This is a genomic window from Gimibacter soli (assembly GCF_028463845.1).
Taxonomy (GTDB): Bacteria; Pseudomonadota; Alphaproteobacteria; order Sphingomonadales; family Kordiimonadaceae; genus Gimibacter; species Gimibacter soli.
This window is the reverse complement of sequence record NZ_CP116805.1, coordinates 2,150,878-2,176,615: the sequence shown is the minus strand read 5'-3', so window position 1 is coordinate 2,176,615 and position 25,738 is coordinate 2,150,878. Positions and strand designations below refer to the sequence as shown.

The window sequence follows — 25,738 nt, the reverse complement described above, 5'->3', positions numbered from 1 at the left end:
TATCTCTTACGACAGTCCCCTTCGATGGGCATTCCGAGCCATATCCATGCGGGGTACAGCTACTCCAAGCTGCATTGCAGAACCAGTCCCCAACATGGGCGGTGTCAGAGCTTCGATTGAAGTCGTTTGTCCGTCGTCAGAACATTTGGCACATGTTGCGGCGTAACTTAGCGGAGTTCAGGCCTCGCCATTGGGTTGATGTTAGGCGGCGCGGTTGCGGTGTTGCAAGCGCCGATGTTCGATGGTCTGTCGCTTGATCCTTTCGCGTTGTTTGAGGATGGCTTCTGCCCTCCCGAAGTAGACGTCGGCAGGGGTCACGTTCTTCAGGCTCTCGTGGTAGCGCTGGTGGTTATAATGCTCGACGAAGGCCTCGATGTTGGCTTCGAGGTCGCCGGGCAGAAAGTAGTTTTCCAACAGGATGCGGTTCTTGAGGGTCTGGTGCCAGCGCTCGATCTTGCCCTGGGTCTGCGGGTGGAGCGGTGCCCCTCGCACATGGCTCATGCGCTGCGCCTTGATATAGTCGGCGAGCTCGCCGGCGATATAGCTCGGGCCATTGTCCGACAAGAGCCGGGGCTTGTGATGGACTTGGGCAGTCGCACAGCCCGAGGCCGCCAGCGCCATGTCGAGCGTCTCGGTGACATCCTCGGCCCGCATGGTGGTGCACAGCTTCCAGGCGATGATGTAGCGCGAGAAGTCATCGAGCACGGTGGAGAGATACATCCAGCCCCAGCCGAGGATCTTGAAGTAAGTAAAATCGGTCTGCCACATCTCGTTCGGCCGGGTTGTTTTGGTGTGGAAGGCATCGGCGGCCTTGATCACCACATAAGCCGGACTGGTGATCAGATCATGGGCCTTGAGGAGGCGGTAGACCGTGGCCTCCGACACGTAGTAACGCGCCTCATGAGTGAAGCGGACCGCCAGTTCGCGTGGGCTCAGCTCGCTTTGCTCCAGGGCCAGCTCGATGATCCGGTCGTGGACGGCAACGGGGATGCGGTTCCACACCCGGCTCGGTGCTGAAGGCCGGTCCTCGAGCGCTTCCGGGCCGCCATCAAGATAGCGGTCGTACCAGCGGTAAAAGGTCCGGCGCGGGATGCCGAGCTTGTCGAGCGTGCGTTTGGTCGGCAGGTGGGACTGCTCGACGAGCCGGATGATCTCCAGTTTTTCGGACGCGGGATACCTCATGCGTCGTCGTCCCCATCCGCGATCATGCTTTTTTTGAGCAGGCGGTTCTCAAGCGTCAGGTCGGCAACGCACTCTTTCAGGGCACGGGCCTCGCGCTTCAGTTCCTTGACCTCGTCGGTGGTAGCGGCGCGGGCCGTGTCACCCGCCAGGCGCCGCTTGCCGGCCTCCAGGAACTCTTTCGACCAGACATAATAGAGGCTCTGGGCAATGCCTTCCTTGCGGCACAGCTCGGCGATGCTGTCATCGCCGCGCAGGCCCTCGAGCACGATCCGGATCTTGTCTTCGGCCGAGAAATGCCGGCGAGTGGCGCGGCGGATGTCTTTCACCACCTGTTCGGCGGTCGCTTTGGGCTTAGAGGATTTGGGTCTCATCTTCGTTCCTTCGTCACTGCGACGAGACCCAAATCCTCCTTAACTTACAACCTCAAATCTGTGCCATTGGCGCTGACGGGGGACAGGCTGACTTCCAGAAAGTATATGGGAAGGAACGATTGCTGTTTGAAATCGCCGATGCGGCCCTGACTGACCCGGACGGCTCTGTTTGCGACGTTGTTTTCCCTGTTGCCAATCCGGAGGTTCTTAGCAACCTGGTGAAGGAATACAAGTCGTCTGGACCAGGTTATAAAAAGAAGGTGCATACCGTCCTCCGGGCTTCTTACGGTAATCACTACCGCAAGATGTTCCCGGCCATCCTTGATGTGCTCGATTTTCGCTCAAACAACGCCGCGCATCGCCCCCTTCTTGACGCCCTGGATTGGATTAAAAGGATGCGCACCGACAACAGGCGCTTTATCCAGCTAGATGAAGGTTTGCCGATCGACGGTGTAGTGCCCAAAAAATGGCGCGAAGTTACTATCGAATATGATGCTTCTACCGGTCCCCGGATTAACCGGATCAACTATGAAATCTGCGCTCTGCAAACCCTTAGGGAGCGGATTCGCTGCAAAGAAGTCTGGGTTGTTGGGGCTGATCGCTACCGTAATCCGGATGAAGACTTGCCTGGTGATTTCGATGACCGGCGAACAGAATATTATGATTTGCTGGAGCAGCCCATAGATGCCGCGGAGTTTATCGCACGTGTAAAGAAGGATATGGACCGGACTTTATATGAGTTAAACGCCGGCATGCCGAGAAACGGGAAAGTTTCGTTGCGCACCAATCACAAAAACAGGATTTGCCTGTCCCCTCTTGAGCCCCAGCCCGAGCCGCAAGGCATTGCACCAATCAAAGCTGAACTCGCGAAACGGTGGCCAATGACGGGTTTGTTGGATGTATTGAAGGAATCCGACTTGCGGATCGCCTTCAGCGATCTGTTTCAGACGTCGGGCAACAGGGAAATTCTCGATCGCGAAACCATTCAGAAACGTCTGCTGTTGTGCCTTTATGCCATGGGTACAAATGCCGGACTGAAGCGGGTCAGTGCCGGGCCACATGGTGTAAGCTACAAGGAACTACTGCATATCCGGCGGCGCTTTATCAACAAGGATGCACTGAGAAATGCGACCAGTCATGTTGCCAATGCGGTTTTCGCGATACGAAATCCGGAGATCTGGGGCGAAGGAACGACATCGTGCGCCTCGGATTCCAAGAAGTTTGGCGCATGGGACCAGAATCTCATGACGGAATGGCATATCCGCTATGGCGGCCGTGGTGTTATGATTTACTGGCATGTCGAAAAGAAATCGACTTGCATCTATTCTCAGCTCAAACGGTGCTCCTCGTCTGAAGTGGCCTCAATGATCGAAGGCGTACTCAAGCACTGCACTGACATGGAAATTGATCGCCAGTATGTGGATAGCCACGGACAAAGTGAAGTGGCATTTGCTTTCTGTCATATGCTCGGCTTTGACCTGCTGCCACGGCTGAAAGCCATCAGTCGCCAGAAGCTTTATCTGCCTGATGCAGGCAAACGCCAGAATTATGGTAACCTGGAGCCCATCCTCACGCGTCCGATCGACTGGCGACTTATCGAGCAACAATATGACGAGATCGTAAAGTTTGCGGCAGCCTTGAAGCTGGGAACCGCGGAACCCGAGGCCATTCTGCGGCGTTTCACTCGCTCAAATGTGCAACACCCGACCTACAAAGCCCTCACCGAGCTGGGCAAAGCGATCAAGACCGTCTTCCTCGCCAGATATTTGGGTTCTGAGGAATTGCGGCGGGAAATTCATGAGGGGCTGAATGTGGTAGAAAACTGGAACAGCGCAAATTCGTTTATTTTCTTTGGCAAAGGCGGAGAGGTGGCAACCAACAGGCTGGAAGAACAGGAATTGTCCGTACTGTCGCTGCACCTTCTCCAGATTTGCCTCGTCTATGTCAATACGCTGATGATGCAGCGTGTCCTGGCCGATCCGGGGTGGACACGAAAGTTAACTACGGAGGATCGTCGTGCCATTACTCCATTGATTTACGGACATATCAACCCCTACGGCATTTTCGATCTCGACATGTCCAAGAGGCTTGATCTTGATGTATTGGCGGCGGCTTGAACATTCCTATCCCTTCGGTCCCTTCTTCTTCGGAGCCGTCGAGGGGAATCCGAGACAATAGAGGCACTCGCTGAGCGCCTTTACACTTACGGGCAAGACCGCGGGGTGACTTCACAATGATTCTTGTCCTGCGTTTGTTGTGTTTAATGGCTCCACATCAATTCTTCTTGCTAAAAAGACTCCTGGACAGGAAGGCAAGGGAAGCGATCAGGATTGCCGCCTGCAGATACAGCCCTTCCTGGTTGGGATAGATCCCCAACCATTCGATCGCATTGAACTGCAACAGGGTTTGCGGGATCGTGCCCGCCTCCTGAAGCGCTGCGATGCCCTTGCCTGCAAAGATAAACGATAGCGCGAGCAACAGAATGCCTGTGCTCGAAAAGAACTGTCGTAGCGGCAACCTTACACTGAAGCGGATAACCAGCCCGGCCACGATGGCAAGGATCAAGACCCCGGCGCCAAACCCGGCCATGATCCAGTCAGCGCTGTCCCTGGTGGCTTGGGCCCAAAGGGCCTGATAGAAGAGGATGGTTTCAAAGACTTCTCGATATACGGAAATGAAGGTCAGTCCGGTCAGGCCCCATAATGTTCTCCTGTTGAGGACGGCCTGCAGACTCTTCTGGATGAAGGCCTGCCACCCGGCTGCGCTTGTCTTGCTGTGGAGCCAATAGCCGACAAACAGCAGCATGCCGGAAGCCAGCAGCGCGGCCACACCCTCGGTCACTTCGCGTGTGGCACCGCTGATTTGGATGAAGCGTTCGGATACCACCCATGTGAGGCCGCCCAGCAAAAGCGCGGCGATCCAGCCTGTATGAAGAAATGGCATTGCTTCGCGCCGTCCGGTTTTCATCAGAAAAGCGGATATTGCCACGACCACCAGTAATGCCTCCAAGCCTTCACGCAACAGGATAACCAGACTGGTGACAAACGCGGCCGACGCGGACAGCCCTTCGTTATTGCTGAAGGCAGTCTTGGCGCGCTGCAATAGGGACTGTAATTCCTGGACACGGGACGTGACTTCACCCACCGGAACTTCGGTGCGGATTGCGCTACGGAGTTGCATCATCTGTGCTTCTATTTGCCGCATCAATGGAGCGTCGATGGCGGACAGGCTGGCCTCCACAAGCTCGAAACCTTCGAGGTAAGCGGCAAGGGTCGCTGTATAGGCATTCTCGGCATCTCCATTCTCGTAGCTGTCCAGGCCGGATCGAAGCAAGGCAATTGCCACATCAAGCGGCTGGTCCTTGCGATCAAACAAAGCCGTCGGTTCGGTTCGCAGGTATGCCATCACCTCTGCGCCGCTGGCCCACTTTTCCGCTGCCTCCTCTGGTGACAACCCGGCATATCTTTCGATGTCAATCGGGGCTGAGGCATCAGATTGATGCCATATCTGTCTGCCTTTGTGTGCCATGTCTCCTATGGCACCAAATTGCCCGACATAGGCGGCGAGATTCCACCGGTCATCCGCTGAAAGATGCGCATAGGCAGCCATCCCGGTTCCTTCGACCCCGTTCGTGATGGTGTTATACAAGGCGTAGAGCGAACGCTGGCTATAGCGCGCCTCATCCGTGAAGTCGGTTGGCTGCGGGTCCAACTCCTCGGCAAGCTCACCGTCCCCGCTGCCGCCAGCGCCGTGGCACGCAGCGCACTCCCCTTGATATAGTAGTTTGCCGCGGCCTATGTCGGGAGCCTGATCCGGAGTGACCTTCAGGCCCGACATCTGAATGATGGTTGCGCGCATCGACTGTGTGAGCGATTTGACCTTTGCCGACGGCGCTCTTGAAAGGATCAGGCCTTTCAGGTCTTTCGCTTGCTCAAGCAAACCCTGCATTTCTGATGCAGTGGCCATCTTTTGCAATTCGATCTCAATGATGCCAGAAAACTCCACCATTTCTTCGTATTCAAGCTGGTTGACAACAACGCCGTTTGAAACCGCCTCGCTATAGTCCACGCCAACATAGTCAACGAGCTGAACCAGGCGGGCGCTGTCATTCGCATACGTGCCGGTCAGAAAGGTGAACTGCAGGATAAGGCTGAGGAGTAAACAATTTAGTCGGGTCATTGTTGGGCTACCAGTCGTTTCAAAAAATGTAATTGAGAATTAATATGAGACACGAGAGGGCAATGCACAACCTCATTCTGGCCCTGACGTATTTTCACGTTCGTCTGTGTCGCCTTTGGGCCATGTGCTCTCGACATAGGAAAGGACGGCGACAATCTCTTCGTCCTTAAGGGTGTCCTCAAAGGCGGGCATGTCGCTGTTCAATGTGCCCATACCCTCAAGCGCATGAACACCGAATTTGGTCATTATGAAAAGCGATTTATCGGAGTGCCTCCAGGCTTTCCCTGTCGCATCAAGCGGAGGCGCGCGGCGCCGTTCAAGTGCCTTCTTTTCCTGCCAACCCGGTTGTCCTTCAAGGTTGTCGCCGTGGCATCCAGCACAATATTGGCTGTACAGAACTTGACCGCGCTGCACCAAGTCCGGGTTTTGCGGATGAAGTGTCATATCCGGGAGGGTCTGCGCCTCATAATAGGACAGCAGGTAGAGTGACGCGGACACAGCCCCAAGCGCTGCCGTGTATTTCAGGATCGAATTTTTCTTTTCGGCTTTCATCCTTTGGAGTTCCCTGTGCTCGGCTTTCATGGTGGGACAGGCCCAAAAGGTGGCCTGGCAACGTGTAGATGGGGGTCATATGTTGCCAGGCCGTGGGGTACAGCCGGATTGTCAATACAGTCTGACTGACTGGCCGTCCGATACCCCTTGGAACCGGCGACAGGACCGCGAGGTTATCCCGCCGCAGGGCTGCCTGCTGAGCACAATTGGCGCAGTGCATCAGCAGGCATGGGCAGAGCATTAGCTGCCGTCGATCTTGATGGCCTGTTCCACGTCGGTCACATAGATCCAGCCTCCCGTCTTCTGGCCGGTCCGGCCCTGACGGCTGATGATGTCGATAGCATCATCCAGTTGGCCATCGTCGCACACCAGTTCCAGCTTGATTTCGGACACCACCTTGGTGCCCAGATCAACGGAATATTGCTGCTCCTGAGAACCGAGGGCTTTGAGGAGCCCCAGCACATCGACGACCGAGATATATTTATATCCCGCCTGTTTCAGCTCATGCACCACATCCGAAATCCTGTTTCGGTGAATGAAGGCTTTGATCTCTTTCATGATGATACCTCACTTTTTGAAGGAAGGGGTTTTGTCTTGCCGCCCAGGCTTTCCATCCAGTCGTAGATCACCGGCAGCAGCACGAGTGTCAGCAGCGTCGATGTGACCAGGCCGCCAACCACGACGGTCGCAAGCGGCCGCTGTGTCTCCGCACCGACGCCGCTGGAGAGCAGCATAGGTACAAGGCCGAGGATGGCAACGCTGGCGGTCATGAGTACCGGTCTGAGCCTGAGCTCCGTTCCCCTTTGCACCGCGTCTCGCACACTCATGCCTTTGGCCCTGAGCTCGTTGATGAAACTCACGAGCACGATGCCGTTGAGCATGGCCACGCCAAACACCGCGATAAAGCCGATAGCCGACGGCACCGATACATATTGCCCCGTGATAAACAGCCCGATCAGGCCACCGGCGGTCGCGAACGGCACGTTGGCGATAATCAGTGTGGCAAAGCGTACCGAGTTGAAGGCCGTATAGAGGAGCACAAAGATGAAGAAGATCGTCAACGGTACAATCACCGACAGACGCGCGAGTGCGCGTTGCTGGTTTTCAAAAGCGCCGCCCCATTCGACCCAGTAGCCTGGCGGCATATCGACCTTCTCTTCAATCACCCGATTGGCGTCTTGAACGAAGCCATCCACGTCGCGTCCGCGCACATCCATCTGGATGACCGCATAGCGCTGCAACTGCTCGCGCCGCACGAAGCTATAGCCTTCAGCAACACTGACATCGGCCACATCGGCGAGCGATATGATGGCACCCGATGATGTCCGCACCGGTATCCTCTTGATCGCTTCCACGGAAGCTTTCGAGGCATCCTGAAGGCGCGCCGTGATGTCAAAGCGTTTGACGCCGTCGATCAGGGTACTGACCGGCTCGTTGCCGATACCGGTACGAACGATATCGAGGATATCGTCAGCGTTCACTCCGTAACGCGCGAGCGCAGGACGGTTCACCTGGATACGGATCTGCGGTTTGCCGATATTGGCTTCAAGCGACAGGTCAGCGACACCAGGAACCAAAGATACGGCCTCCTTGATCCGGGCACTGAGCCGGTCAAGCTCGCCCAGGTCTTCACCATAGAGTTTAACCGCAAGCGTGGCCCGCACACCGGAGATCAATTCCTCCACCCGCATCTGAATGGGCTGCGTGAAAGCAACGACAGATGTGGGAACAACTTTTTCCAGTTCTTCCCGCATGGCAGCGGCCAATTCTTCGATGGACCGGTCGTTACTCCATTCATCATGCGGTTTGAGCGCGGTATAAATCTCCATATAGTTCACATCTGCGGTTTCACCTTTTTCGGCACGGCCAATCATGGCGATCGTCGTTTCCACTTCCGGAAACTTGCCCAGTGCCAACTCGATATCCTTCGATATCTTGATCGACTGGTCGAGCGATGTGGACGGGATGGAGGTTACCCGCCACATGATCGAACCTTCCTGCAGTTGCGGCATGAACTCCTTACCGAGAAACGGGAACAGCGCCAGGCTGCCAAGCAGAAGCGCGACCGCGCCGCTTACGACAGCTTTCCTGTGACCAAGGGCCCATGCAAGCAGCGGCAGATACCGCCGCTTGATCCAGGCGACAAGGAAAGTATCTTTCTCCTTCTTTGGTTTGAGGATCAGTGCTGCCAGCACCGGGATGATGGTCAGCGTGAGCAGGAGCGAGCCCGCCATGGCGAAGCTGATGTTGAAGGCCATCGGCTTGAAAAGCTTGCCTTCAAGACCTTCCAGACTGAAGAGCGGCAGAAACACCACGATAATGATCAGGATCGCGAACGAAATCGGGTTTGCCACCTCACGCGCAGCCTCAAGTACCGCTGCGGTCCGGTGGACATCTTCCCCGGCTTCCCGCCGTTCGGCCATAACCCGGAACGAGTTTTCGACCATCACGACCGCGCCGTCCACCATCATACCGATGCCGATGGCAAGACCCGCCAGCGACATCAGGTTGGCGGAAAGCCCAGCATTTTCCATGAAAATGAAGGCGATCAGCATGGCGAGCGGCAAGGCAGCGATGACGACCAGAGCAGACCGCAATTCTCCAAGAAACAGAAACAGCACGATCGCCACCAGAATGGAGCCCTCAATGAGCGCATTCTCGGCGGTTGAAACGGCTTTTTCCACGAGTTCGGTCCGGTCGTAGATCGGCTTGATCACCACACCGTCCGGCAATGCCTGTTCTACAATACCGACCTTATCCTTGACCGCATCGACCACGTTTTTGGCATTCTCCCCAATCCGGGACAAGGCCATGCCGAGCACGACTTCCTTGCCATCACGGGTGACAGCGCCGAACCGGAGCGCCCCGGCTTGCGAGATTGTCGCAATATCCTTCAGGTACACCGGCGTACCGTCGGCCTCCTTGACGACAATGTTGCCGAGGTCCTCTTCGCCGCGTACGAGGCCGAGGCCGCGAACCAGATACTGTTCCGGCCCCTGATCGATATATTGACCGCCTACCTGCCGGTTATTAGCTTGGATCACTTCCATCACATCGCGGTAACCGAGATCGTATTTGATCAGTTTGAGGGGATCGATCTGAACCTGATACTGGCGTTCCTGGCCACCCCAGGACATGACATCGTCCACACCGGGCGCTGTTCTCAGGATCAGCCGGATGGTCCAGTCCTGCAAGGTACGCAGGTCCATCTCGCTGTTGGCACCGGCCAGCTTTTCATCTGCCTGCTCGACCGTGTACCAGAAGACCTGGCCGAGCCCCGATGTGTTGGGGCCCATCTCCGGTGTGCCATAGCCTTCCGGAATACGGTCACCCACTTCAGCCAGCCGCTCCATGACGAGGCGTCGCACGAAATAGATGTCCATGTCGTCTTCAAAATAGACAGCAACATAAGAGAGGCCAAAAAGGCTGACGGAGCGGATTTCCTGCACGCCGGGCAAACCGGCCATGCCGGATTCCACCGGGAACGTGAGCAGCTGTTCCACGTCCTCAGCCGCCAAGCCGGGCGATTCCGTATAAATATTCACCTGTACCGGAGTGACATCCGGAAAGGCATCGATCGGAACGGTGTTGACGGCGCGCCAGCCCATGAAGCCGACGACCAGAAACGCGATGATCACCAGAAATTTATACTGGAGCGCGCTTTCTACGAGTTTATTCAACATGTACGCCTCCTAATGCCCGTGGCCTTCACCCATCTTGGACTTCAAGATGAGGGATTTGATATGGAAGGCGTTTTCGACAACGATCACATCGCCAGTGAAGAGACCGGCTTTCACCTCGGTCCAGCCGCCCTTGGAGATTCCGGTGTCAAGCGGCATGGGGTGCAGTTCATCGCCTTCGCGCTTGAACACCACTTGTTGGCCTTCGAGAAGGACGATTGCGGAATCCGGCACAGCAACGACCCGATCGGTTTCGCCGGTCTGAATTTCAACGCCGGCAAATTGGCCCGCATGAAGGCTGTCTTGCCTGTTGTCCACTTCAATCCGGACAGACAGGGTTCGTGTCGCCTCATCCACACGGTGGTGAACCTGAACCACGGTCCCAGTCATTGAAACGCCACTCTTTGTGACCCAGGCCTGAGCACCACGCTCGATCAAGGCGGCTTTTTCCGGCGACAGTTGGGCTTCCACCCAAATCCGGCTTTCATCGCTCACCTCGAACAGTATGTTGCCGGGTTCAACAATCTGCCCCACAACGAACGTGTCATGAATGATGGTGCCGTCCTGGTTGGCCAGCAGGTCAAATTCGCCCGTGGCGGCAGACACCTCGTTTGCCAGCAGGTTTTTGACCTGCACCTCCGACATGCCGTAGGCGAGCACTTTGGCCTTTGCTTGTTGTGCCGCCACCTTCGCTTCAAGGAAGCGTTGTTCGGAGACAACATCCCGCCCGAGCTTCTGAACCCTTTGCCATTCCTGGTCCGCCAGGATGAGGCTGGCCTGCGCTTCGGCCATATCCACGCTGGACAGGGTCACAAGAGGCTGGCCTTTCCTGACCGCATCCCCCATCCGGACGTGGCGCGCAACGACCTGGGCCTCAATACGTGGTGTCACTTGCAGGGTGGCATATTGATTGACCGTGACTTCACCCGGTGCGGACAAGGTCTCTGCCAGTGGGCGCGGTGCGACGCTGGCAGTAACGACGCCAGCTTCATGCAATTCCGCGTCAGTCATTTTGACGTTTTCTTCTTCGCCATGCCCTTCGCCTTCTGCTTCAGCATGGTCGTTGCCATGTTCGTCCTGCTCAGAGGCAAATACCGCATTATACTGGGGCACCAGGCCGGAAGTGGCCGCGTTGATGGCGAGCGGTGAAACCAGCGCCAGCAGGGCAAATTTTATTGAGTATTTCATTGAATTGTCTCCAGCCATTCTTCAACCGTTGCACCGGCATCCTGCCAGTCGATCCAGGCGTTCCAGAGCCGGCCTTTCAGCTCGACAGAGGCCTCTTCGGTTGCGAATGTTTGATTCAGTTGGATCAGATAATCGATGGCGCCGATCTGGCGCGCTTCCAGAAGCTTGTCGAGCAGCAACCGCTGCTCCTTCAGCGGGTCGGCGCCCTGGTCCTGCCACAGGCTCCATGCCCGGGAGGCGGCCATATAGCGTTTCAGGCTGGCATCATAACGAGCCCGTATCCGCCGATTTTCCGCATAATAACTCTGCTGTGCTTCCACAAGGTCGGACCCGGCAGCGTTAACTTCATCGCGATAACTGTTACGGATCGGGATGGGAATGGAGGCAGAAAGGCCCACAAGGCTGCTGTTGCCTTCTTCACCAACCCTGACGCCAACGGTGGGATCGGGCATGCGCTCGGTCTTCGCGACCCTGATCCGGGCTCTGGCGATCTCGGTTTGTGCCTGAGCGAGGCGCAGTTCGGGAAGACCTTCATAAGCAGCCGTTTCCGGTGCGACGACGGTTTGGAGTGGAGCCCCCGTCAGGTGCGGCCATATCTGCCGATCCTCACCGGTGATTGCTACCAGGCCTTCTTCCGCCATCGACAGGGCGAGCATAGCCGCATTCTTCGCCGCGCGTGCTTCCGCGAGGGCCAACCGGGCCGTCAGCAGCTCTGCCTGCGGCATCTCGCCCGCCTTTTGGCGGCGGGTAGCAAGATCGAGAAATCTCTCACTCAGGGTTTCGCGCTGCGACGCAACCTCCAAAAGCCGGGAGGCAGTTTGATAATCGGAAAGCGCCTTCAGAATGTCGCTTAGCAGGGCTTTCCTGGCGATTTCAAAGCGGGCTTCCGCCGCATCGACTTCGGCGCGGCCAACACCGCTACGGGCCTTGCGCTTGCCCGACCAGTCGAAGGTTTGTGACAGACCAACTTCTTTGGTCACCTCCGCGGCATTCTCGTAAGCAACTTCGACTTCAGGGTTATAGATCGGGCGCGATTGACCCTTGGCCCTGGCACGCGCGGCGGCCAAAGCCGCTTCCGACGCCATCAGGGCTGGGTGCTCGTTCGTGACCTGCTCAATAAATTCATGAAGGACGGGACGCTTCTGGCCGTCCGCACACGCGGCGGGGCCGCTCTGCACCATGCCGGTGCAAAGGCCGATCGCCGCGACGCCCATTAGGGCATGTCGCATATATTTCATGCTTGTTCACTCTCAAAATGATTGATACATGCGCGAACCATCAGGCTTTCCGGCAAGAAAGCTCTGGCTTAATCCACGCAGGGACATCTTCAGGAGAGTGTGGCGGAAGGTGGCTGGAGGCCCGGCCTGGGGTTTAGACCGTTGGCCGCAATATTGGCGACCCGGCGCGTTTTAAAATGCGTTTCGTCGATCGTCAGGGCAGCAGTCTTGCAGATATAGGCACCGTGATGAATGACATGGCAGATACAGTGCAGGTCTGCTGGGGCAACTTTTTCATGTTTCACGATGTCGTGATAGGCTTCGCTGAAATGATCGACGGATTCCTGACTATCAAGAAACGCGATGTCCAGGAAAGGCGCGGTTACGAAGATAAACAGCAGCAATATTTTTAAATATTTAGCCATCGTTCAGGGTTACATCTTCGCTCGGGTTCATGCCTGTTGATTTCTTACAGATTTTCGCGGCAGTTGTCACTGCCGGTGTTCTGACGCTGCCTCTCGTCAGACAGTTCCCTCCAGGATTGCTGGACAATTTTTGTGGCAGAATGGATGAAGAGACTGCCCATAATACCCGCAACCAGAAGGTCCGGCCAGGCGGCATCCGTTGCGGCAATACCTGATGCGGCGAGGATAACAGCGAGATTGCCGATGGCATCGTTGCGACTGCAGAGCCAGACCGAGCGAACGTTGCTGTCGCCATCCTTGTATTTGAGCAGCAAGACGGCGCTAATCACGTTAGCGGCGAAGGCAGCTACACCAATCGCTCCCATAGTCAGGGCTTCGGGCACGCCTTCAATGAAGACGCGGTAGAAAGTGCTGCCCAGCACCCAGGCGGCGATTGCAAAAAGGGATATGCCTTTGAAAAGACCGGCCTTGGCCCGCACCGCGAGCGGCATCCCGATAACAATAAGGGAGATCGTGTAGGTGGCGCTATCGCCCAGGAAATCAAGCGAGTCCGCCAGCAGGGCCATGGAACCTGCCGCAAGGCCACCAAACAGCTCGACAAAAAACATACCAAGGTTGATGGCAATGATCACAATCAGAATCCGCTTATAGGCGGGAGACCTGCCGTCAAAACTCTGGTTTGCGCTGCATCCACAATCGCCGGACATTTTTCTTCCTCGAATCACTGTCGGTTTCTTGTATTAAACCCTACATGCTACAGTCGCTGTAGGAGCAAGGAGAAAATTTATGGCCCAGGATTTTATGATCGGTGAATTGGCCAAACGCACGGACACCAAGGTGCAGACGATCCGTTATTATGAAGAGATCGGTGTCATGCCGAAAGCGATACGGACTACAAATAACCGGCGCGTGTACAATGAAATTCATCTTGAACGCCTGACCTTCATTCGCCATAGCCGCGAACTGGGTTTCTCCCTTGATGATATCAGAAACCTTCTGGAATTTTCCGACCAGCCCGACAGGCCATGCGAAGAGGTGGATGCGATCGCACGTGCCCACCTGAAGCGGGTAGACCGCAAGATCGCAGCGCTCGAAGTCATGCAAACGGAATTGAAACGCATGATCAATCATTGCTCAGGCGGAACCATTTCGGATTGCCGGATTATCAAAGTTCTTGCCGATCATAGCCTTTGTCAGGAACATGGATAGGAGCGGCTGATTTCAAACCAACGGACCAAATGGGATGGTGAGCTGCTGCTGGCGCAAGGGGGGGCCATTGGGCGTACCAATGATCGGGAGGTAGGTGATGACACCTTTAATTTATATCGGCGCAGCCATTGCAGAAATCGCGGGGTGCTTCACCTTTTGGGCGTGGCTGCGGCTCGGAAAGTCTCCCTTCTGGATAGCGCCGGGCGTCGTATCACTCGCACTCTTTGCTTTTCTTTTGACGAAAATCGATAGCGATTTTGCCGGACGCGCCTATGCCGCCTATGGTGGCGTCTATATCGCTGCGTCATTGGTGTGGCTTTGGCTCGTGGAAAGCAAGTGGCCGGACCGGTGGGATCTGATAGGTGCGTCAATCTGTTTGATTGGCGCAGCGATTATCCTATGGGGCCCACGACCGACCCTGTAGCAATAGGCAATCAGCTTTTGGGATCATCGGCTGTGGAACTAGCCTCCCACCGGTCAACCGGCCCAAGCGGTCCAATAGGGCAGTGATGCTCTTTGGTTGGTTTGCCGGTGATCAGGGAATAAAGGTGGTGGAACGTCCGCATTTCACAGCCCGGCGTTCCAATCAGGGCAGCGACGACAAAGGCCAGACCGAGCTGGCTGAAGATATAAAGCTCCCAGATGTGGACGGTATGCGCGAGCAAGGGCGTTTCATACTTGTCAGCTTGAATGTAGCCCACCAAGGCCATGCCCGCCAAAGCCGCCGCGCTTACGGCAGCGGGCCATTTCTTCCAGGAGCGGGAAAAGCCGATGTTGACCACATAGCTGACCAGCACGAGGCCGATGACGATACCATTCCACAAGAGCGGGCGGATGGCACCTTCGCTGGTAATAAAATCGCCGCGCACCGCCCACAAACCGGCCACATAATATAAGCACATAGCCCCGAACAGGAGGCGAATCAGGCGTCCGACCGGGCCCGGCCTTGGCAACGTGCCGCACGCTTCCAGTTTCAGGTCTGTCGTGGCCACCTCGGCTCTCCTCGCTGCTCTTTATACCCTCTCCCGCTCTATCCCGCGCAGCACGACAGGGTGCTGACATCCTTGTCGAAGGTTTGTGCGGCAAGCTTCAAGCCTTCCACCCCTGTCAGATAGGGGAATATGGTCTGCCCCAGCTCTTTCGTCGTCATGCCTGCCTTGATCGCCATCACCGCGGTTTGGATGAGTTCCCCACCCTCGGGTGCCAATATATGCGCACCCAGGAGCCGGTCGGTCGCCTTGTCGGCCACCAGCTTGATCAGCCCGCGTGTGTCGCGGGCCGCCAGATAACGCGGTACATGATCCAGGGTGATCAGGCTGGTCTTCACATCGATGCCTTGCCCCCTTGCCTGTGCTGCCGTCAGCCCCACGGAGGCGACTTGCGGATCGGTGAAAACTACCTCGGGCATGGCAGCATTATCATAGGGGCGTTCCTCGCCGCCGACAGCATTGAGCGCCGCCAGTTTGGCACCATATGCCGCCATATAGACAAACATGTCCCTGCCGGTCACGTCACCGGCAGCATAGACCATGGGGTTGCTGGAGCGCATGGTGATGTCAACCTCAATCCCGCCTCTTGCGCTCAGGGCGACCCCGGCTTCTTCAAGCCCCAGCCCTTCCGTGTTGGGGCGGCGACCTGCGGCGAGCAGGAGCGTTTCCGCCGCCACCGTTTGCCTGTCGCCATCCTGCTGATAGGTGAGAGTGACCATACCGCCCTCTTGGGAGACCGAGCGATAATCGAGCCCTGTGAGAACACGAATACCCTCGTCTTCCAGATACCGGGCCAGATGCTCGCTGATGTCGGTTTCCATGCCGGGCACCAGGCGGCTTCGGCAACAGATGGTCACCTTGACACCGGCGCGGGCGAACATCTGGCCCAGTTCGCAGCCAATCACGCCGCCGCCGATCACGATCATGGATGCGGGCAGTGTCGTAAGGGCGAGGGCCGAGGTGCTGTCCAGATAGGGCACGCTGTCGATGCCGGGAATGGGCGGCACCGCATTCGACGAGCCGGTCGCGATGATGATCCTGTCCGGCCTGTAGAGCGTGCCGTCCACCAGCACGCCGTCCGCCGTCAGCCGGGCGCTGCCTTCGAGATAGGTCACGCCGGGGTGGGACGGCAGAACGTCGGTATATTTGGCTTGCCTCAACTCATCCACCAGCTGTTGCTTCTGCGTAACCGTGGCTTGCCAGTTCAACACCATCGCAGCGGATGAAATGCCATCGAACCGGCTGGCGTGCCGGGCCTGATATAGGGGCTCAACCGCCCGGATCATAGTCTTTGACGGCACACAGCCCACGTTAACGCAGGTGCCGCCGATGGTGCCCGCACCCACCAGTGTTACCGCCGCTCCAGCCTCCGCAGCCGTGATCGCAGCCGAGAACCCGGCTGAACCGGCACCAATGACCATCAGGCTCATCTGCTGCCCAGGTCCTTTGGCGCTGCAACAACTGCTCTCAGGCATGTCGAACGCCATCTCAGGACCCTTGGGCCACAGTTGCAGGATAGCCGGCATTTGTGGAGGCGGCGGCAATGGCGTCGGTGTCCGCTTTTGACGGGTCAAAGACCACGGTCGCGGTTTTGCTTTCATAGTCGGTTTCGACCGACAGCACACCGTCTACCTTTTCCATGGCCTTGCGGACCGTGATCGGGCACATGGCACAGGTCATTTTCTCAATGGAGAATGTAACGGTCTTCTGCGCGGCCTGTTCCGCGACCACCTGTGTGTCAGAAGCATTCGCCCCTGCCGGGATTGCCAGACCGACGGCGATGCCGACCAGTGTTGCTTTCAAAAGATGTTTCATGTTGCTTACTCCGTATCAAATATAGTTGCCAAGGATGGGTGCCCAGATGTCGACTGTCAGCGCCAGCAGAACCAGCACCGCCGACACCCACAGAATGATTTTGATGATCCGGTCCGACCTGGGGGTTGCGCAGTAACCCTCGGCGCACTGCCTTTTGGGTTTGATATAGACCTGCCAGAAGCCGACCCCGAGGAAGACCAGCGTCACCGCCGCAAAATAGTCTTTGTAGGGTTCCAGTACCGTCAGGTTGCCGATCCAGGCGCCGCTGACGCCCAGCATCAGGAAGACAAAGGGCAGGATGCAGCAGGAAGACGCCAGAATGGCACCGATCACGCCAAAGCTCGCGGCCCAGTTTTTCGTTCCATCTGTTTGTTCCATGTCGCTCATAAATATTCTTCATCACAGTTTCGTTGATTTCATCGCCCCGGCTTGCACCGATGGTCTCATGTCCTGTAGGCTACACCCTGTAGTAAATACAGGATCAACAGGAAAATGGCCGTATCGCAAAAACGTGAATTCACGAGAGGAACGCTCGCGAAAGAGAGCGGGGTCAATCTGGAGACCATCCGGTTTTATGAGAAGATCGGCCTGATGCCCGACCCGCCGCGCACGGGTTCTGGTTATCGGTGTTATTCCACGGATCATTTGAAACGGCTGAAGTTCATCCGCCGGTCGCGCGCCTTGGGTTTCACAAATCAGGAAGTGGCCGGGCTGTTGGAGATGGTGGACGGCACCTTTGCCTGTGACGATGTGAAAGACATGGCGCTTGCGAACGTGGCACTGATCAAAAGCAAGGTGGTGGACCTTCTCAAGCTTCAGGCAGCGCTTGAAGGCATGGCGACGGAATGCAGCGGCGGTGACACTCCGGATTGCGCCATCATCGATCAGCTTCTGGAAGACTAGCGGCGCGTACTATGCGCCCTTAGACCAATTGGGCAGGGACCGGCCTCTGTGGGGAGAATGTCGTCCCCATTGTCAGGCATCTTTCGCCGCATGCTTCTGGAGGCCGGCTTCTATCTGGCGTTTTTTGTAGGGGTCTGAAGTGTCCACATAGCGTAATGCCGACTTGACATCCTTCCAGCCGACATATTCCATCAGCGACTTGACATCCCAATCGTTTGAGTTGGCCCAGGAGGCAAAACCGCGCCGGAGTGAGTGGCTGCTATATAGACCGCCCTCTATGTCCGCGGCAGCCAGTTCGTTTCGTAAAAGCGGTACGATACTATTGGGGTGCAGTGCAGTATTTCGCAGGTGACCCCACCGATCGACACCTCGGAACAAGGGTCCAGTCTTGATACCAGAGGCTTCGAGCCAAGCCCGGCATGCCGCCACCGGGCATAGTCGGGTGAGGGCCGGGCACCGATAGGTCGTTCCACTATGGCTGTGATCGCTCTTGGAGCGCCATAAATGGAGCGTCATCCCCGCATCGGCATCAAACTCAATATGCTGAACCTCAATCCGGCACAATTCGTCGCTACGAAAGGCGCGCCAGAAACCGAGCAGCATCAGGGCCCGGTTGCGCAGCAGCCTGAGTGTTTCACCAGGAAGGGAAGCGCACGCTTGCAGCCCGTCATGCCAATAGTTGTCGAGTGCTTCAAGCTGCACCAGTTGCAACGGCGCCGCCTGCTTCTCCCGATACGGGTGCAACTCAGCGATGCCCTTCAGGATACGTTTGACCAGAGTCGACTTTGTTGGATCGACAAATCCATGTTCTACGTGCCACCGACCGATAGCAGCAAGGCGTTGCCTGAGAGTATTGAGAGTAAGGCTGCCGGCATGGTCCGCCAAATAATGGGCGATCCTGTCGGCTGTCGCGGGCAGCATGCCACCCCAGTTGACCTCAAAATGTTCAATCGCCGACGCATAGCTCCGGCGTGTGCTGTCCCGGGTGGCTGCCCTTACATACTCTTCGATACGGCTCATGAAGGTCTCACTTTATCCATTCTGCCTGTGGCTGAGGTATCATACCAGATTTTCCCTAGTTTTCAGCATATTGGCCTATAACATGTGATAATCTTCCATTATCAATGGTTAAAATTGTAATTTTATTTCCAATTTTAAGTGCCATTATAGTATGTATATACGTATTACGTATTATGTTACGAAAAAGGAAAATGGCGTGGCACGCACAGGAATCGACAAGCAAAAAGTCAAGCAGGCACGGCAGGCATTGCTGGCTCGCGGCGAAAATCCATCCATCGACGCCGTCCGTGCCGAACTCGGCAATACTGGCTCCAAAACCACTATTCACCGTTATTTACGGGAGTTGGAAGCCGAAGCGGGTACCAAGATCGATGCCGATGCCTTTCTGAGTGATACATTGCGCACCATGGTGGCCAACCTTGCAGACCAACTGCAAAAGGAGGCGCAGGCCGTGGTCGACAAGGCCAGAACGGATCATGGCGAACAGGTAGCTGCGCTGTTTCGGGAAATTGCCGAGCGCGAAACGCAACTAGCGGAACGAAATAGGGAGATCAGTGGGCTTTCAAACCACCTTCAGGAGGAACAGGAACGGCATGCCGGCAGCAAGAGGGCATTAGATGAAGCCGCTCAAGACAAAAGGAAGCTGGAACTCAGTAATAAAGACCTGGACGCGCGGCTGTCCGAAAAGGCATCGCAAATAGCCTCGCTGGAGGAGAAACACCAGCATGCCCGCGACAGCCTGGAGCATTATCGACAATCCGTCAAAGAGCAGAGGGACGCGGAGAACCGCCGGTTCGAACATCAGATGCAGCAGTTGCTTGTGGAAAAGCGTGACCTGTCGCAGAAACTTGCGGGAAAACAGGAAGAACTGTCCATCATGGTTAAGGAAAATAGCGCACTCGCGACCAGGCTGGCCGATGCTCACGCTGCCGTGGAGCAGTTCAAGGTGGAAAACCAGACCCAGACCGCGACTTTGGCGAGCCAGGCCGACGAGCTGCAAAAACTTACCGACACAGAGAAGAAATATGATTCTCTCAAGCGTCGGTATGATCAACTCGAAAACAAATACGAAGCTGTTCAAGCACATACCCGGTCCCAGGAAGTTGAGCTTGCAAGCCTCAAGGCTGAAGTGGCGACTACGGCCAAGATTCTTGCCGTGTTTGAAAAGGCGGGAACTCATCACGGCACAACCGCTAAAACTCAAGGGGAGAAGCAAGTGAAATGAGCACGAAATCGACGATCTGTTCCGGTGCCAACTTTCATTTGTTCGAGGCAGTCACATTGCGCGATGAGCCGATGACGCATGTGCATCTCCTGGTGGAGCACGCCAGCATGTTTGCTGTGGAAAAAGGGATTCCAGGCTATGATGCCAATGTAACGGTGGCTATTCCCGCCACGGCCATGGATGAAATAGCTCTTGCCTGGATTAAAAAGAGGAAATTGCTGTGAACGTCATCGTCGTTAGAAGGGGAATTCAGAAGTGTTCTATATTTGTTCTCTCAGATGTCGTTTTTCGCAGCTACCCGGTCACTAGGCCTACACTGGCGAAACTATAGCCTTTGGGCTATATTATGGCGTATGAGATGTAGGGAGTGCCAGATCCAAGTCCCGCATGCCAGGAGGACAGAAAATGAGCAAATCCCTGACAGAAAAGCTCGAGAAATTACCGACCGCGCGGCGCCAACGCATCGACGCAGCCGCTGACCTGTTACATGCAGAATATCTGACGCTTCAAGAACTCCGCAAAGCCAAGCAATTAACTCAGGTTCAGTTGGCCAAGACGCTGGGGATTCGCCAGGCAAGCATCGCCAAGATGGAGAAGCGCAGCGACCTGATGCTTTCGACACTGCGCAGCTATGTGGAGGCAATGGGCGGGCGGTTGAGTCTCGTTGCCGAATTCCCGGGCCATGTACCGGTCTCGCTTGGCGGATTGGGCGACACCGAAGATCCGCCAGAAGAGGGAAATCGAAATCGCTTTCCCCAATCATTTCACGTCACTAGCACAGACCCCGCACACTAACACCATCAATGTTAGTGTGCAGCCAGATGTTAGTGACCTTTCAGGTTTTGACAGTCGGATGCCGTGAAGTCGATCTTGCCTCGACTGCCAGCGCGGCTGAATCCATTCAGCGAACAGGCAGTTGCCGAGTGGTTCCATACAACCTAACGTAAAGCTCGACACATTCAGAAATCCTCGTTGAACTGAATACTCAAGAAAGGCGCATGGCTATGCAGGAAATTGTGTGTCCCCACTGTGGCAAGGCTTTCAAAATCGATGGCGCCGGGTATGCAGAGATTCTGAAGCAAGTCCGTGACCACGAATTCGAAAAGCAGCTGCACGAGCGCCTCGATCTCGCAGAGCGCGACAAGCGGACCGCCGTTGAACTCGCGACGGCCAAAGCAGAGAAGGAATACCAACAGTCTTCGTCCTCCAAAGACGCTGAAATTCAAGCCCTGAAGGCCAAACTGGAAGCCGGGGAGATTGCCCGTCAACTCGCCGTCACTGAGGCTTTGGGATCCGCCGACAAGGAGCGCGAGACGCTGGTAAGCGAGCTGCAGAAGGTGGTCAACACCAAGGACGCCGCCATCCAGGACCTGCAGGCCAGGCTGGACGCTTTCAATGTTGCGCAGGAACTCGCGGTGACCAAGGCGATCAGCGCGATCGAGAGAGAGCGCGACGACCTGCAGAACGGACTCAAGCAGGCAGAGCTCGAGAAACAACTCTCCGAAAAGGCCCTCAAAGAACGGTATGAGACCCAGATCAAGGACCGCGACGATGCGATCGAGCGCCTGAAGGACATGAAGGCACGCCTTTCAACCAAGATGGTGGGCGAAACCCTCGAGCAGCATTGTGAGACCGAGTTCAATCGCATCCGGGCGACGGCTTTCCCGAAGGCCTATTTTGAGAAGGATAATGACGCCCGGAGCGGCAGCAAGGGCGACTATATTTTCCGGGACTTGGATGACGCCGGCACCGAAATCGTCTCGATCATGTTCGAGATGAAGAATGAGAGTGATCGCACTGCCACAAAAAGCAGGAACGAGGATTTCCTGAAGGAACTCGACAAGGACCGTACCGAAAAAGGCTGCGAATATGCGGTCCTGGTCTCGTTGCTCGAGCCCGAGAGCGAACTTTACAACACCGGGATCGTCGATATGTTCCACCGCTATCCGAAAATGTATGTGGTGCGCCCGCAGTTCTTCATCCCGATCATCACGCTGCTGCGCAACGCTGCCATGAATTCGCTCAAATACAAATCCGAGCTTGCATTGGTGAAAGCGCAGAATATCGATGTCGCCAATTTTGAAGCCGAACTGGAGGCTTTCAAAACAGCCTTCGGCAAGAACTTTGACCTCGCGTCGCGACGTTTTCAGACGGCGATTGCCGAAATCGACAAGTCCATCGACCATCTTCAGAAAACCAAGGAAGCCCTGCTTGGTACCGACCGCAACCTGCGCCTCGCCAACGACAAAGCACAGGATGTGACAATCAAAAAGCTGACCAAAGGCAACCCGACCATGGCGGGCAAGTTCGCGGAGCTAAAAAAGAAGGGCAACCCATCGGGCGAGTGATCACGAAGAACAGTCCCGAAGAGATAATGACGTCCGCAGCACGGCCGTTTTTTTCCCAAATTTCGCGATACGCACTACCGTATCGCAAGTCTTTGTTTTAAAAAAGCTATCACCGTCAGCGGCCTCACTTTTCTGTTGATCGATGAGCTCTCAAGGCGTCTAATAGGCTCTCCGCAGAACAGGAGAGGAGACGCACATGGCCGAACTCTCAGGTCGGGTCGTGCAGATGCTCGACGCCTTGACCCGCGACCATGACAGCCTGCTCGAGAGAGAACAGCAGCTGAAACAGCAATTGCAGAAATGTGAGCACGACCGCCTGCTGAAAGCCGGCGGCATCGAGGCCCTGAAGGACCTGCTGGCGAACGCCGACCTTGACCAGGCCCCGACGGCAAGTCCGGCGATCGACGCCGCGACATCTGGCGTGCGCGATCATGTTGCCGCCCTCTTGCCGTGTCGCAAGAGCGAGGCCGCCACGACGCGCGACCTGATGGAGCGCCTGAAGGTCGCCGGCATTCGGGCCAATCCCCACCGCATCTATCTGTATTTGCGCGATCTCGAGCGAGCCGGACGGGCCTGCCGCATGATCGATCACCCAGCGCATCGCTGGTATAGCGAGCGAGCGACCAACGGAGCAGCGCATGGCGTGACCCCCTAATACAGAACCGCCTGAACTTTGCAGGTTCAGGCGGCTGTAAACCAGAGATCCGCAACGGGTACGGAAGCCCGGATAAGACACCTAAAGCTTCCACATTTCGGGGCGGAAAGCAACGCGAAAGACACTTTTCGCGGCAAGAGGACGTTTGACCTTGGCCTGGCGGCAAGCGCCAGCGCGCAACCAGGGGCAGGGCGCCGTCTTCCTTTTCTGCCACGGCCGTCAAGGGTCCGTCCCGGGCTGCGGCGCTGCCCGCCGGTGCGATCGGCGCAACCCGAGGAGGCTTCAGGTGACCTATCCTGACGAAACCAATATTCCCGCAGCGGTTCTGGCGGAAGCGAAACGGCGGCATAAGATCATTGCGGCGATCGCGCTGGGCCCGGTGTCCCAACGCCAGGCCCGGCAGGCGGCCGAGCAACTCGGGGTGCGGCCGCGAACGGTCTATCGCTATGTGCGGGCGCATCTCAAGGCGCCATTCCTCACCACCCATCTGCCGGCCCGTTACCGGCGCCCCAAAACGGCTCCTGCCGCTCGCCTGCCGGAGCTGACGGAATATGCCCTGCAACGGGTGCTCCACGAGCGCTATCTGCCGTTCCGGGAAGAGCGTTCGATCCGCGACATGGCCAAGCTGGTCAACCGCTTCTGTCGCCGCTTGAAAACACGCGGCATCGACCAGAGAACATTCCGGCGCAGGGCCCAAGCCGTCTCCAAAAAAACCTTGGCAAAAACCAGCAAGATCAAAGCGGATCCGCACACCTTCAAATGGCTCCCCGGCAAACTGTGCACCGACATTCCGGGGGAATATGCCCAGATGGACCATACATTGGCCGATGCCTTCGTCGATATGCGCGGCTGCGGGCTCGGTATCCTGCGCCTGTGGCTGACCCTGGTCGTCGATATCGCCACCCGCATGGTCCTCGGCTATGGCATCAATATCAAGCCACCGACCGGCCGCACCAATGTTCTCACCATCCTCATGTGTTGCTGCCCCAAACGGTCGATCATCGAGCGCGCCGGTATCTCTCTGGCGCCCTTCCACGAGCGCGGCATCGATGACCCCTGGCCGACATCCTTCCTGATCCAGAATCTTGGGACCGACAATGGCACCGACCTCAAATTTGGCGAGCTCCCTGAAGCGCTCGTGCGGTTGGGGGTCCACCCCCATTACCGGCCGGTCGGCGAGCCCCATCATGGCGGTCATATCGAACGCCTGATCGGCCGTATGATGGGAGAGTTGCATATGATCAAGGGGACCAGCTTCAGCAATGTCGTCGCCAAGAAAGGCTATGACCCGATGAAAGAAGCGGCCTATACATTCGAGGAGTTCGAGACTTGGCTGGTGCTCAACATCCTGCGCTACCATGTCACACCGCACCGGGCCCTGGGCTGCAGCCCCTACCAGAAATTCAAGGAGCTCGAGGCCAATATTCCCCCGCATCTGGTTCGCCCCGACCCGGATGCGGTGCGCCACGCGCTCCTCGAACACAAGTCGCCGCTGGTCCGCGGACAGGGGATCACGGTGCACCGCCGCACCTACCAGTCCCCCCGTCTGGCGCCCCATGTTGGCCAGCGCGTGCGCGCCGGCTTCAACCGTACCGACATGACCCGGGTCTATGTTTCCCTCGACTTTTCCCAGACCTATTTCGAGGTACCGCTGGCGCCATGGGAAACGCCGACCTTTGCCCATCTTGACGCCACGCAAAGGGATCGGCAGCGCACCAAAGCACACTATCATGACCAGAAACTCAAGGATCTTGAGGAGGAGCTGACGGGGGCGCTCTATGAGCTTGACGACCAGGTCCGAACGAACGCCCGGCAGCGCCAGCGACAGATCGCCCGGTCAAAACCGGCCCCCAAGCGCACCCCACCCCGATTGACCCGGCAGCCCCTGCCGCTGCTGAGTTGGAGGCATGACGATGACCTCTGATGACGATTTTCTGAAGCGCCCGGCCGAGGTGCGGATCGACGCCTTGTGGCGCGACCATTGGATCGACCTGCCGATGATCATGCCGATCTGCAAGGCCATCCTCGACTGCGCCTTGATGCCCCGCCGCAGCCGACCCCGCTGGATCCTGGTCGCCGCCGATCCCAATATGGGAAAATCGCGCCTGCTTGATCACGTCGGACGCGAAATAAATCGGGGGGTCGGACAGATCAGCGGCCCGCACGACCAGCGCCCGGCGCTGGTCTATGAAATGCCCAACGCCCCGACCGCCGACGGATTCCTCCGCGGCCTGCTCGTCGCCGCCGGCCTTGGCCATACCGGCATGCGCGACGAAATCCTCTTCCATTTCTGCTTGAACCGTCTCGGCAACATGGGGGCGAAGGTGATCCTGATCAACGAGTTCCAGGGCCTGATCAATACCCCCACTAAGGCCGACTTTGCCACGATCGTCCGCAATCTCCAGCGGCTCAGCGAGGGCCTCCAGGCCTCGATCGTCGCCTTTGGCAGCCAGAAAACGCTGCTGCCCATGATCCAGGGCGAGGAGCAGCTCTATCATCGCTTCGACATATTCGAGCTCCGTCAATGGAAGCTGGACGATTCCTTTCGCCAGTTTGTCGCTACCATCCTGGCCACCCTGCCGCTGCGCGAGGGCGTCGACCCGGCGCTCGCCCGCGAGAAAGTGCTGCTGCAGGAGATCCTCGATCAGGGCAAGGCCTCGACCGGCGGGGTGATTGATTATCTACGCGACCTCGCCACCGCGGCGATCCGCAACCGCACGGAACATCTCGGCCGCGACGCCATTCTCGGCACGCAGGCCGATCCGGACGACGAGCGCTGA

General features: G+C 56.9%; 24 protein-coding genes and 1 pseudogene. 11 read left to right on the top strand and 14 right to left on the bottom strand.

What is annotated here, in order from left to right:
* Nucleotides 1-201: 201 nt before the first annotated feature.
* A protein-coding gene (locus PH603_RS10185; RefSeq protein WP_289502399.1) for an IS3 family transposase occupies nucleotides 202-1,553 on the bottom strand; the annotation gives its coding sequence in 2 pieces (ribosomal slippage) (nucleotides 202-1,217 and nucleotides 1,217-1,553; 1,353 coding nt in all).
* A gap of 89 nt (nucleotides 1,554-1,642) precedes the next feature.
* Between PH603_RS10185 and PH603_RS10180 the strand changes: the two are divergent.
* A pseudogene (locus PH603_RS10180) lies at nucleotides 1,643-3,670 on the top strand (Tn3 family transposase); the annotation flags it as partial.
* 157 nt (nucleotides 3,671-3,827) lie between these two features.
* Here PH603_RS10180 and PH603_RS10175 read toward each other — a convergent pair.
* The 8 genes from PH603_RS10175 to PH603_RS10140 form a co-directional block, all read right to left on the bottom strand.
* Nucleotides 3,828-5,732: a cytochrome c/FTR1 family iron permease gene (locus PH603_RS10175; protein WP_289502398.1), complete on the bottom strand. Its 1,905-nt coding sequence runs from the start codon at nucleotides 5,730-5,732 to the stop codon at nucleotides 3,828-3,830.
* Between the two features lie 72 nt (nucleotides 5,733-5,804).
* Nucleotides 5,805-6,284 carry a c-type cytochrome gene (locus PH603_RS10170; RefSeq protein ID WP_289502396.1) on the bottom strand — a complete coding sequence of 160 codons (480 nt, stop codon included), beginning with the start codon at nucleotides 6,282-6,284 and terminating at the stop codon, nucleotides 5,805-5,807.
* Nucleotides 6,285-6,524: 240 nt separating this feature from the next.
* A complete protein-coding gene (locus PH603_RS10165) occupies nucleotides 6,525-6,842 on the bottom strand; it encodes a P-II family nitrogen regulator (protein ID WP_289502395.1) in 318 nt (105 codons plus the stop codon).
* Complete coding sequence (locus PH603_RS10160; protein ID WP_289502394.1) at nucleotides 6,839-9,967, bottom strand: efflux RND transporter permease subunit; 3,129 nt, start codon at nucleotides 9,965-9,967, stop codon at nucleotides 6,839-6,841. The genes PH603_RS10165 and PH603_RS10160 overlap by 4 nt, the downstream gene beginning before the upstream one ends.
* A 9-nt stretch (nucleotides 9,968-9,976) precedes the next feature.
* Complete coding sequence (locus PH603_RS10155; protein ID WP_289502392.1) at nucleotides 9,977-11,152, bottom strand: efflux RND transporter periplasmic adaptor subunit; 1,176 nt, start codon at nucleotides 11,150-11,152, stop codon at nucleotides 9,977-9,979.
* The gene (locus tag PH603_RS10150; protein WP_289502389.1) at nucleotides 11,149-12,390 is read right to left on the bottom strand and encodes a TolC family protein; all 1,242 of its coding nucleotides are present in this window, start codon (nucleotides 12,388-12,390) and stop codon (nucleotides 11,149-11,151) included. Before PH603_RS10150 ends, PH603_RS10155 begins: the two co-directional genes overlap by 4 nt.
* A gap of 89 nt (nucleotides 12,391-12,479) precedes the next feature.
* Nucleotides 12,480-12,794 carry a hypothetical protein gene (locus PH603_RS10145; protein WP_289502388.1) on the bottom strand — a complete coding sequence of 105 codons (315 nt, stop codon included), beginning with the start codon at nucleotides 12,792-12,794 and terminating at the stop codon, nucleotides 12,480-12,482.
* Between the two features lie 44 nt (nucleotides 12,795-12,838).
* The gene (locus PH603_RS10140) at nucleotides 12,839-13,501 is read right to left on the bottom strand and encodes a cation efflux transmembrane domain-containing protein (RefSeq protein WP_289502387.1); all 663 of its coding nucleotides are present in this window, start codon (nucleotides 13,499-13,501) and stop codon (nucleotides 12,839-12,841) included.
* Between the two features lie 79 nt (nucleotides 13,502-13,580).
* Here PH603_RS10140 and PH603_RS10135 point away from each other — a divergent pair, with 79 nt between their 5' ends.
* Entirely contained in the window at nucleotides 13,581-14,003 is a 423-nt protein-coding gene (locus tag PH603_RS10135; protein WP_289502386.1) for a MerR family transcriptional regulator, read from the top strand.
* A 97-nt stretch (nucleotides 14,004-14,100) separates the two neighbouring features.
* The gene (locus PH603_RS10130) at nucleotides 14,101-14,427 is read left to right on the top strand and encodes a YnfA family protein (RefSeq protein WP_289502384.1); all 327 of its coding nucleotides are present in this window, start codon (nucleotides 14,101-14,103) and stop codon (nucleotides 14,425-14,427) included.
* 10 nt (nucleotides 14,428-14,437) lie between these two features.
* Here the strand turns inward: PH603_RS10130 and PH603_RS10125 are convergent, their stop codons facing one another.
* Genes PH603_RS10125 through PH603_RS10110 form a run of 4 tightly spaced genes read right to left on the bottom strand, consistent with a single transcriptional unit; the run spans nucleotide 14,438 to nucleotide 17,194 of the window.
* Nucleotides 14,438-14,995, bottom strand: a complete 558-nt coding sequence (locus PH603_RS10125; RefSeq protein ID WP_289502382.1) for a hypothetical protein — start codon at nucleotides 14,993-14,995, stop codon at nucleotides 14,438-14,440.
* A 38-nt stretch (nucleotides 14,996-15,033) separates the two neighbouring features.
* Complete coding sequence (merA, locus tag PH603_RS10120; protein ID WP_289502380.1) at nucleotides 15,034-16,422, bottom strand: mercury(II) reductase; 1,389 nt, start codon at nucleotides 16,420-16,422, stop codon at nucleotides 15,034-15,036.
* Nucleotides 16,423-16,480: 58 nt separating this feature from the next.
* Nucleotides 16,481-16,807, bottom strand: a complete 327-nt coding sequence (locus tag PH603_RS10115; RefSeq protein ID WP_289502378.1) for a heavy-metal-associated domain-containing protein — start codon at nucleotides 16,805-16,807, stop codon at nucleotides 16,481-16,483.
* Nucleotides 16,808-16,822: 15 nt separating this feature from the next.
* Nucleotides 16,823-17,194 carry a mercuric transporter MerT family protein gene (locus tag PH603_RS10110; protein ID WP_289502376.1) on the bottom strand — a complete coding sequence of 124 codons (372 nt, stop codon included), beginning with the start codon at nucleotides 17,192-17,194 and terminating at the stop codon, nucleotides 16,823-16,825.
* Between the two features lie 105 nt (nucleotides 17,195-17,299).
* Here PH603_RS10110 and PH603_RS10105 point away from each other — a divergent pair, with 105 nt between their 5' ends.
* A complete protein-coding gene (locus PH603_RS10105; protein WP_289502374.1) occupies nucleotides 17,300-17,710 on the top strand; it encodes a MerR family transcriptional regulator in 411 nt (136 codons plus the stop codon).
* Between the two features lie 72 nt (nucleotides 17,711-17,782).
* On the opposite strand, the gene PH603_RS10100 is transcribed toward PH603_RS10105, so the two are convergent.
* Nucleotides 17,783-18,730 carry a site-specific integrase gene (locus tag PH603_RS10100; RefSeq protein WP_289502371.1) on the bottom strand — a complete coding sequence of 316 codons (948 nt, stop codon included), beginning with the start codon at nucleotides 18,728-18,730 and terminating at the stop codon, nucleotides 17,783-17,785.
* A gap of 196 nt (nucleotides 18,731-18,926) precedes the next feature.
* Between PH603_RS10100 and PH603_RS10095 the strand changes: the two genes are divergently transcribed.
* The 7 genes from PH603_RS10095 to PH603_RS10065 all read left to right on the top strand — a co-directional run bounded on the left by PH603_RS10095 (nucleotide 18,927) and on the right by PH603_RS10065 (nucleotide 25,738).
* Nucleotides 18,927-19,955 carry a DNA-binding protein gene (locus tag PH603_RS10095; RefSeq protein ID WP_289502369.1) on the top strand — a complete coding sequence of 343 codons (1,029 nt, stop codon included), beginning with the start codon at nucleotides 18,927-18,929 and terminating at the stop codon, nucleotides 19,953-19,955.
* Entirely contained in the window at nucleotides 19,952-20,179 is a 228-nt protein-coding gene (locus tag PH603_RS10090; protein ID WP_289502367.1) for a hypothetical protein, read from the top strand. Before PH603_RS10095 ends, PH603_RS10090 begins: the two co-directional genes overlap by 4 nt.
* A 181-nt stretch (nucleotides 20,180-20,360) precedes the next feature.
* Nucleotides 20,361-20,750 carry a helix-turn-helix domain-containing protein gene (locus tag PH603_RS10085; RefSeq protein ID WP_289502365.1) on the top strand — a complete coding sequence of 130 codons (390 nt, stop codon included), beginning with the start codon at nucleotides 20,361-20,363 and terminating at the stop codon, nucleotides 20,748-20,750.
* 209 nt (nucleotides 20,751-20,959) lie between these two features.
* Nucleotides 20,960-22,303, top strand: coding sequence for a DUF2130 domain-containing protein (locus tag PH603_RS10080; protein WP_353507402.1), 1,344 nt, complete (start codon nucleotides 20,960-20,962; stop codon nucleotides 22,301-22,303).
* 196 nt (nucleotides 22,304-22,499) lie between these two features.
* Nucleotides 22,500-22,958: a hypothetical protein gene (locus PH603_RS10075; RefSeq protein WP_289502361.1), complete on the top strand. Its 459-nt coding sequence runs from the start codon at nucleotides 22,500-22,502 to the stop codon at nucleotides 22,956-22,958.
* Between the two features lie 286 nt (nucleotides 22,959-23,244).
* Entirely contained in the window at nucleotides 23,245-24,882 is a 1,638-nt protein-coding gene (locus PH603_RS10070; protein WP_289502359.1) for a TnsB C-terminal domain-containing protein, read from the top strand.
* The gene (locus PH603_RS10065; RefSeq protein WP_289502358.1) at nucleotides 24,872-25,738 is read left to right on the top strand and encodes a TniB family NTP-binding protein; all 867 of its coding nucleotides are present in this window, start codon (nucleotides 24,872-24,874) and stop codon (nucleotides 25,736-25,738) included. The genes PH603_RS10070 and PH603_RS10065 overlap by 11 nt, the downstream gene beginning before the upstream one ends.